Annotated in this window: 5 protein-coding genes; 1 reads left to right on the plus strand and 4 read right to left on the minus strand. The window is 69.4% G+C overall.

The window, feature by feature from the left end:
* Window positions 1-58 precede the first annotated feature (58 nt).
* A complete protein-coding gene (locus MFF40_RS08460) occupies window positions 59-859 on the plus strand; it encodes a helix-turn-helix domain-containing protein (RefSeq protein ID WP_147898674.1) in 801 nt (266 codons plus the stop codon).
* 38 nt (window positions 860-897) lie between these two features.
* On the opposite strand, the gene MFF40_RS08465 is transcribed toward MFF40_RS08460, so the two are convergent.
* From MFF40_RS08465 to MFF40_RS08480, 4 genes are all read right to left on the minus strand, one after another.
* Window positions 898-1,434 (minus strand): DUF2059 domain-containing protein, encoded by a 537-nt coding sequence (locus MFF40_RS08465; protein ID WP_147857585.1) that lies wholly within the window; start codon window positions 1,432-1,434, stop codon window positions 898-900.
* Between the two features lie 112 nt (window positions 1,435-1,546).
* Window positions 1,547-2,650, minus strand: a complete 1,104-nt coding sequence (locus MFF40_RS08470) for a microcin C ABC transporter permease YejB (RefSeq protein WP_238260157.1) — start codon at window positions 2,648-2,650, stop codon at window positions 1,547-1,549.
* 4 nt (window positions 2,651-2,654) lie between these two features.
* Complete coding sequence (locus MFF40_RS08475; RefSeq protein ID WP_238260159.1) at window positions 2,655-4,508, minus strand: extracellular solute-binding protein; 1,854 nt, start codon at window positions 4,506-4,508, stop codon at window positions 2,655-2,657.
* Window positions 4,505-6,406, minus strand: coding sequence for an extracellular solute-binding protein (locus MFF40_RS08480; RefSeq protein ID WP_147899498.1), 1,902 nt, complete (start codon window positions 6,404-6,406; stop codon window positions 4,505-4,507). Before MFF40_RS08480 ends, MFF40_RS08475 begins: the two co-directional genes overlap by 4 nt.
* Window positions 6,407-6,720 lie beyond the last annotated feature (314 nt).

Genomic DNA, 6,720 nt, shown 5'->3' on the forward strand with positions numbered 1-6,720 from the left:
GCGTATCCTCCGGGATCGCCCCCTGATACCCTGGCCCGATGGCGGTGTCGGGCCGGATATGGATGCGAACGGGCCATTTTTTCCGAGCGGCCAGCGACATCGCGGACGTTCCACGGATGCCGCCGACTATCAGGATGTGCCGCGCGCGGTCGCGGTGATGCCCAAGACCTATCCGGCCGGGATGCGGCTGGACCGGCACTTCCACCCGCGCGCCCAGCTCCTCTACGCCACTGCCGGGCTGATGATGGCCTCGGCCGAGGATGGCACCTGGGTCGTGCCGGAGGGCCATGCCCTGTGGATCCCGCCGCGCCTGCCGCACGCCGTGGCGACCCACGGTGCGGTCGCGATGTGCTCGGCCTATCTGGACCCCGCTGCCGTTGCGGCCTTCCCGGATCGCTGCCGGGTGATCCTGGTGTCGCCGTTGCTCGCCGCCGCCCTGACGGCCCTCGGCGACGAGCCGGTCCTGTACGACGAGGCGCGCCGCGGCGGTCACCTCGCCGCCCTGGTGCTCGACGAGATCGGCCGCGCCCCAGAGACGCCGCTGACCCTGCCGCTGCCGCGGGATGCCCGCCTGCGCCGGGTCTGCCTCGGCCTGATCGAGGATCCCGCCGCGGCCGAGGACCTCGACGCCTGGGCCGACCGCGCCGGGGCGAGCCGGCGCACCCTGACCCGGCGGTTCCGCACCGAGACTGGGCTTAGCTTCGGCGACTGGCGGGCGCGAGCCCGGGTGATCCGGGCGCTCGCGCTGACTGCCGAGGGCCGCCCGCCGGGCATGGTCGCGGCGGCGGTGGGCTATCGCAGCGCGCAGGCTCTGCGGAGCACGGTGGCGCGGGTGCTGGGCGGCGGCGGAACGCCGTAGGCCGCCCGCGCCTCCGTCACCCGAACCGGATCAGCCGATCACTTCGGCTTGGCTTGCCCGCCCGGACCCCAGCCGTGGTCCTGGACCGCCTTAACGATCTTGCCCTGCATCTCGGGCGCCACCGCCTGCATCCATTGCTGCATGCCGGCCAGCTGGATCTGGGCGAGCTGCGGCTGGGCGGCCGCGAGGCGCTTGCCGGTGGGCGTGGCGTAGAAGGCCGCGATCGCCTGCAGGTCGTCCTTGCCCAGGATCGTGGCGAAGCCGCGGGCCTGGATGTCGAGGAGTTCGTCGTAGTGGGCGGACAGGGTCGGCATCACGACCTCCTGCACCAGCACCTGCGCCTTGTCGGCTTCCTTGATGCCGATCTGCTGCATCATGCCGACCATCGGGGCGGCCATCGAGCTGAGCGTGGCGGCGCGATCGCCCTGCATCTGCGCGACCGTCTCCCGGGCCACCTTCAGCAGGGCCGGATCCGGCGCCGCGGCCGGAGCGGGTTTCTGCGCCGTCTGCGCCAGCACCGCGCCGGGCAGCGCGGTTCCGAGACAGAGGCCGACGAGAAGGGTCGAGAGGCGCATGGTTGCTCCGGTGACGATCGCCGCACGATCCAGCGTTGCACGGCCCGGGCAGTGCTACCGTAATTGTGAACGCGGAACCATGTCCCCGGTAGCTTGGCCGCAATCTTGGCCCTCACGTCGCCCGCGCGGAAAAGTCGATCCGCGGGTCGATCCAGACGTAGATCAGGTCGGACAGCAGGTTCACCGCCAGCCCGAGCAGGGAGAAGATGTAGAGGGTCGCGAACACAACCGGGTAGTCGCGGCCGACGATCGCCCGGAACGACAACTCGCCCAGGCCGTCGAGGGAGAAGATCGTCTCGATCAGCAGCGAGCCGGTGAAGAAGGCCGAGATGAACGCGCCCGGGAAGCCGGCGATCACGATCAGCATGGCGTTGCGGAAGACGTGGCCGTAGAGCACGCGCCGCTCGGACAGGCCCTTCATCCGGGCGGTCAGGACGTATTGCTTGCGGATCTCGTCGAGAAACGAGTTCTTGGTCAGCAGGGTCGAGGTCGCGAAGGCGCCGATCACCAGGGCGGTGAGCGGGAGCGCCAAGTGCCAGGCGTAGTCGGTGAACTTGTGCCAGGCGGAGAAGGTCTCCCAGCCCTCGCTGGTCAGGCCCCGCAATGGGAACCATTGGTAGAACGAGCCGCCCGCGAACAGGATGATCAGCATCAGCCCGAACATGAAGCCCGGGATCGCGTAGCCGATGATCACCACGAAGGAGGTCCAGCGGTCGAACCGCTCGCCGTCCTTGACGGCCTTGCGGATGCCGAGCGGGATCGAGATCGCGTAGGAGAGGAGGGTCATCCAGAGCCCGAGCGAGATCGAGACCGGCAGGCGCTCCTTGATCAGCTGGATGACCGTGACGTCGCGGAAGTAGCTGCGGCCGAAATCGAACCGGGCGTAGTCCCAGAGCATCTTGGCGAAGCGCTCCGGAGCCGGCTTGTCGAAGCCGAATTGCTGCTCCAGCTTGGCGATGAAGTCCGGGCTCAACCCCTGCGCCCCCCGATAGCGGGAATTGCCCTCGCCGCCCCCTGCCGGACGACCGCCGCCGCCGAGGTCGCCGCCCCCGCCGGTGAGCCGCGACAGGGTGCCGTCGCCCTGACCCTTCATCTGCGACAGCACCCGCTCCACCGGGCCGCCGGGGGCGAACTGCACGATGGTGAAGGTGATCAGCATGATCCCGAACAGGGTCGGGATCATCAGGCCGATGCGGCGCAGGATGTAGCCGAGCATGGTCTCAGTCCCGCCCGATCCGCTTGGCCTTGTCGGCGTAGAACCACCAGGTGCCGGGGGCGCCGAGATCGTATTTCGGCGGGTTGGCCGGGCGGCCGTAGACGTCCCACAGGGCGAGGCGGTGGGCGCCGGAATACCACATCGGCACCCAGAGGCGCCGGGCCCGCAGCACCCGGTCGAGGGCTTTGCACGCGGTGGTCAGCGCGGCGCGGGACTTGGCATCCGCGATGGCCGTGAGCAGCGCGTCGATGGCCGGATCGGCCACGCCCGAGAGGTTGTTGGAGCCCGGTGTGGCGGCTGCCTTGGAGCCGTAGAGCTCGCGCAGCTCCGTGCCCGGGGTGACGCCGCCGGCGAAGCGGCGGGACGTGACGTCGAAGTCGAAGTCGTTGACCCGGGCCTGGTACTGCGACGGATCCACGGTGCGATGGCTCGCCTTGATCCCGAGCAGCCCGAGATTGCGGATGAACGGCTGGGTCACCGCCTGGAAGACCGGGTCGTCGTCCAGGAACTCGATGGAAAGGGGCTTGCCCCCCGGCAGCAGGAGGCCGCTGCCCTGGCGGGTGCAGCCGGCCTCGCGCAGCAGCGCGTCGGCCCGCTTGAGCAGCGCCCGGTCCTGGCCGGACCCGTCCGAGACCGGCGGCGTCCAGGCCTCGGCGAACACCTCCGGGGGCAGGTCCTTGATCGGCTCCAGCAGGGCCAGCTCCTCGGCCGAGGGCTTGCCCGTGGCCTTGAGGTCGGAATTCTCGAAGAACGAGGCGGTGCGCGTGTAGGCGCCGTACATCAGGTTGCGGTTCGACCATTCGAAGTCGAAGCACAGGCCGATCGCCTCACGGATGCGCGGGTCGTGGAACGGCTCGCGGCGGGTGTTGATCCACCAGCCCTGCGTCCCGCTCGGCCGCGCATCCGGCACGGTCTGTCGGATCACCCGCCCCTCGGTGGCGGCGGGAAAGTCGTAGCCGGTGGCCCAGACCCGGGCGGTGAACTCCTCGCGGAACGTGAAGGCGCCGCTCTTGAACGCCTCGAACGCCACGGTGCGATCCCGGAAATACTCGTAGCGGATCGCGTCGAAGTTGTTCTGGCCGGCCGTCACCGCGAGGTCGGCGGCCCAGTAATCCGGCACCCGGTCGAGTCCGATCGAGCGGCCGGGATCGACCGCGCCGACCCGGTAAGCGCCCGAGCCCAGCGGCGCCTCGAGGCTCGCGGCCTCGAAGTCGCGCTTGGCGTAATAGGACGCGGAAAAAATCGGCAGCTGGACCACGAACAGCGGCAGGTCGCGGGCGCGGCCCTCGGCGAAGGTGATGACGAGCGTCTCGTCGCCCTCGGCCCGGGCGTCGGTCATCGGCCGGATCACCTCGGAGATCGAGGGATGGCCCTTGTCGCGCAGGAGCCTGAGGCTGAAGGCGGCGTCCTGCGCGGTCAGCCGCGAGCCGTCGTGGAACCGGGCCTGCGGGCGCAGCGCGAACCGGAAGGTCAGTCCGTCCGGGCTCACCGTCACGGCGCGCGCCACCAGCCCGTAGACGGCGTCCGGCTCGTCGAGCGCGCGGACCATCAGGCTGTCGAAGGTCTGGTCCAGCCCGGCCGCGCCGTCACCGCGCAGCACGTAGATGTTGAGCGTGTTGAAGGTGTTGAGCGACTGGTTGCCGATGGTGCCGGCGAGCTGTGTCGAGAACCGGCCGCCCTTGGGGGCGATCGGGTTCACGTAGTCGAAATGCTCGAAGCCGGGGCCGTATTTCAGCTCGCCGAAGCTCGACAGGCCGTGGCGCTCCTTGCCTTCTGCCCAGGCGGGACGGATCGCGGCGAGCGCGCCGGCGCCGAGGATGAGGCCGCGCCGGCTCGGCCGCCAGGACCGGCCCGTCACCGCGGGGCCCCGGTCTTGGCGGCGCGCGCCTCGTCGTACCACCAGGTCGTCGGGAAGCCGGAGCCGGCGTAGCGCGGCAGCACGGAAGGGTGGCTGAACCGGTTCCAGCGCAGGGTCCGCTGCTCGCTCGCGGACCATTGCGGCACGACGTAATCGTGCGCCAGCAGCACCCGGTCGAGGGCCTTGGTCGCGGCGATCACCCCGGCCCGGTCCTTGGCGTAGATGACCTTCTCGATCAGCGCGTCGATCCCGGGATCCTTGATCCCGATCAGGTTGCGCGAGCCCGGCTTGTCGGCCGCCGCCGAGCCCCAGAACTCGCGCTGCTCGTTGCCGGGCGACAGCGACTCGCCCCAACCGTTGGTGGTGATGTCGAAGTCGAAGTCGCGGATCCGGTTCTGATACTGCGCGGCGTCGATCACCCGCATCGTGGCGTCGATGCCGATCAGCTTCAATTGCGCCGCGAAGGGCAGGATCACCCGCTCGAACGCGTTCTGGAACTCCAGGAACTCGACGGTCAGCGGCTCACCGGTCGTCTTGTTGACCATCTTGCCGCCGCGCAGCTCGTAGCCGGCCTCGCGCAGCAGCCCCACGGCCTCGCGCAGGTTCTTCCGCACGGCCTCCGGGTTCTCGTTGACCGGGTTGGCGTAGGGCGCGGTGAAGACCGAAGCCGGGATCTTGTCCTTGACGCTCTCCAGGATCTCCTTCTCCTGCCCCTCGGGCAGGCCCGAGGAGGCCAGTTCCGAGCCGAAGAAGTAGGAGTTGATCCGCTTGTAGAGGCCGTAGAACAGGTTCTTGTTCATCTCCTCGAAGTTGAGCGCCAGGTTGAATGCCCGGCGGACCCGCGGATCCTTGAACTTGTCCCGGCGCGTGTTGAACGCGAAGGCCTGCATGATGCCCATGCCGCGCTCCGGGAACGCCTCCTTGATCAGGCGCCCTTCCTTGACGGCCGGGAAATCATCGTAGGCGGTCGCCCAGTTGCGGGCGATGTTCTCGGCCCGGAAGTCGTAGAGGTCGCCCTTCAGGGCCTCGACCAGTACGGTGCCGTCGCGGAAATACTCGTGGCGCTCGGTGTCGAAATTGTACCGCCCGACATTCACCGGCAGGTCCTTGCCCCAGTAATCCGGCACGCGGGCGTAGGTGACGCTGCGGCCCGGCTCGAACTTGGCGAGCCGATAGGGGCCGGAGCCGAGCGGCGGCTCCAGGGTGGTCTCGGTCGGGCTGCGCGGCTTGCCGTTGGCGTCCTTGCCCGTCCACCAGTGCTTGGGCAGCACCCGCAGCTGGCCGATCACCTGCGGCAATTCGCGGTTGCCCGTCTCGCTGAACGTGAAGGTCACCTCGTGCGGCCCGGTCGCCTCGGCCTTGGCGACGGTCTGATAATAGGCGGCGTAGAACGGGCTGTTGGCCTTCAGCACGCCGTAGGACCAGACCACGTCCTCGGGGGTGATCGGCTGGCCGTCATGCCAGCGGGCGTCGTCGCGCAGGCGGTACGAGACCGATCCGAGGTCGGGGGCGACCCGCACCGCCTCGGCCAGCAGGCCGTAGGACGTGAACGGCTCGTCCGAGGATTCGGTCATCAGCGTATCGTAGATCTGCAGCACGCCGCCTTCGAGGTCGCCCTTCAGGCCCGAGACGATCATGTTAAAGTTGTCGAACCCGCCCTGCATGCCCAGGCGTACCAGCCCGCCCTTGGGCGCGGCCGGGTCGGCGTAGTCGAAATGCTTGAAGCCGGGGCCGTATTTCGGCTCGCCCATCAGCGTGATCGCATGGGTCCACTGGCCGGTGGCGGCCGGGATCGACGCCTCCGTGGCGGCCGCGCTCGCCGCGGGTTCCTGCGCGCTGGCGGGGGCGAACTGGAGGCAGGCGATGCAGAGCGTTGCGGCGAGGAGGCGTCCAGTCACGGGCGGGCTGTCTCCATGTCATCGCACCAGGCGGTGCGGGAATTCGGGCTTCCGAAGGGTCTTAGGCCGGGTGCGGCCCGGGCGTCGAGGCCGCATCTTTGCCGGTCGGTGCGCGACCGCGACGTCACCTGCGGCGCGGGGCTTCTTGAAGCCGGCACGCAACGGGTCTCTTCCGCCCCCGCAAAGGCTACGATGTTCACACATCGCTGCCGGATGAGGGCCAAGGCCAACCCCAAGCGCCTCTCCCTCCCCCCGCAGACAGGGGAATCGCATTTGGCAGCGGGGTCTTTCGGCGAAGCGCGAACTGGATTCTT

Origin of the sequence: Methylobacterium mesophilicum (assembly GCF_022179445.1) — a bacterium.
Classification (GTDB): Bacteria; Pseudomonadota; Alphaproteobacteria; order Rhizobiales; family Beijerinckiaceae; genus Methylobacterium; species Methylobacterium mesophilicum.

Excerpts from the sequence above, each read along its gene's own strand:
- MFF40_RS08460 (WP_147898674.1), top strand. The coding sequence starts at position 59 with ATGGATGCGAACGGGCCATTTTTTCCGAGCGGCCAGCGACATCGCGGA.
- MFF40_RS08465 (WP_147857585.1), bottom strand. The coding sequence starts at position 1,434 with ATGCGCCTCTCGACCCTTCTCGTCGGCCTCTGTCTCGGAACCGCGCTG.
- MFF40_RS08470 (WP_238260157.1), bottom strand. The coding sequence starts at position 2,650 with ATGCTCGGCTACATCCTGCGCCGCATCGGCCTGATGATCCCGACCCTG.